Source organism: Streptomyces sp. SID3212 (assembly GCF_009865405.1).
In the GTDB taxonomy this organism is placed as follows: domain Bacteria; phylum Actinomycetota; class Actinomycetes; order Streptomycetales; family Streptomycetaceae; genus Streptomyces.
In genome coordinates this window covers 1-1,563 of sequence record NZ_WWJY01000023.1, presented here as the reverse complement: position 1 = coordinate 1,563, position 1,563 = coordinate 1, and the positions used below count along the sequence as shown (strand labels likewise).

Annotated in this window: 2 protein-coding genes and 1 pseudogene; all 3 read right to left on the bottom strand. The window is 72.2% G+C overall.

The window, feature by feature from the left end; translation table 11 throughout:
- Window positions 1–238, bottom strand: a 238-nt coding sequence (locus tag GT042_RS01230) for an SCO5717 family growth-regulating ATPase (RefSeq protein ID WP_161306835.1), incomplete at its 3' end; no start/stop codon positions are given.
- A gap of 457 nt (window positions 239–695) precedes the next feature.
- Window positions 696–929 (bottom strand): DUF397 domain-containing protein, encoded by a 234-nt coding sequence (locus GT042_RS01225; RefSeq protein ID WP_161306834.1) that lies wholly within the window; start codon window positions 927–929, stop codon window positions 696–698.
- A gap of 169 nt (window positions 930–1,098) precedes the next feature.
- Window positions 1,099–1,563: pseudogene (locus GT042_RS01220) on the bottom strand (hypothetical protein); the annotation flags it as partial.

Here is a 1,563-nt window from a genome sequence, read left to right as displayed (position 1 = left end):
CCGGCACCGCCACCGGCGCGCCCACCGGCGGCGCGGGCGGCGCCGGTTCGTACGCGGGCGCGGGCGGCCCCGCCGTCGCGGCGCCACCGGCGGTGTCCCCCGGCGCGTTCTGCGTGTACCAGGCGGGAGGGGTGTAGTCGATGGTGAACTCACCCGTCACCTCGGGCTCCGCGTCGGACTGGTCGTCCACGGGCGGCCGGTCCCAGCCTCCGCGGATCTCGTCCCGATCGCCGTTCACTTTGCCTCCTGAGGTGGTCGAGCACCCTTGTGCCGTGGTGGGCGGGGGCGGTCGTCCCTGGTGTCCGGTCCGCCCGGCTCTCCCCCTGGGCCCTGTCAGGACCCGGTGACGCGGCATACGTCCCTGCCGGTTCTCCTCCCGCGCCTCCACCCACCCTAATCGTCCCCGGTGTCGCTCCGGCAGGGCGGACGGGTCGCCGGCGAGCGGCCCGTACGTCACGTCCTGCCCCCAAGTGAACACGTAAGGAACCCAGGTGGGTACGGCGATCGGTCAAATCGGTACATGTCTGCGGGAGATCGCGGCAGAACCCGCGCAGAACGGGCGTACGAAGCCCACTTCGGCCCGCACACCCCCCGCACACCCCTCGTACATCCCGTACGCCGGAGGGGCACGCCCCGGACGGAGCGTGCCCCTACCTGTTACCTGCTGTTCGCCGCCGGCTCCGGGCCGACCGGGCTCAGCGCAGATCGAACTCCCCGTCGCGCGCCCCGAGGACGAAGGCCCGCCACTCGGCCTCGGTGTACCTCAGCACGGTGTCCGGGTCCACGGACGACCGCATGGCGACGGCGCCTTCCGGCAGGTACGCGATCTCGACCCGCTCCTCGTCCGCACTGGTGCCGGGCGCGCTGTGCCACTCGACGCCAGAGATGTCCAGGGCATACAGCTCGTCCTTCTCCTGTGCGCTCCCCATCAGACAAGCTTCCTTTCGGTGACGGCTCGGTGATGCCCTCTGCCGGCTGTTCCGGTTCCTCCGGCATCTTAGGACGGTTGGCCGTACGTCCGCGACGGAACGATTACAGCGCGTGCGGGCGGGGTAGGAAGCCCGGGCAAAAAGGTCAGTTCAGTAAGGTCGGTCGAGATCAGTCCATCCGGCGGGCCACGCCCAGCAGTCCCGTCTCCGCGTCCGTGCCGCTCGTCATCACCCAGTGGTGCTCACGCCCCGCGCACCAGAGCGTGACGCCGTCCGCCAGCGTGGGCAGCGCGTCGGTCTCGGCGCGCGACAGGCCCAGGATGCGGCTGACCTGTTCGGCCTCCTGCGGCGAGACCCGCTGCACACCCACCAGCGTGGAGCCCCGCATCAACCGCGGTGCCACCGGGCTCATGTAGGGCAGCAGGGTCATCACCGACTGCCACGGCGACGACACCACCCGGCCGCGCGGAGGGCGCATCCCGCAGTCCCGGATCACCACCACGGGGCTGCCGACCGTCGCGCCCATCGGCGGCACCCGGCCGACCTCGTGCAGCGTGACGCAGTCCAGGCCCGCGCCCGCGGCCTGCGCGAGCAGCGTCCAGGCCTGGGCGCGCCCGGTCTCGACCGCGACCCG

Coding starts and splice junctions, on each gene's coding strand:
- GT042_RS01225 (WP_161306834.1), bottom strand. CDS start 929: ATGGGGAGCGCACAGGAGAAGGACGAGCTGTATGCCCTGGACATCTCT.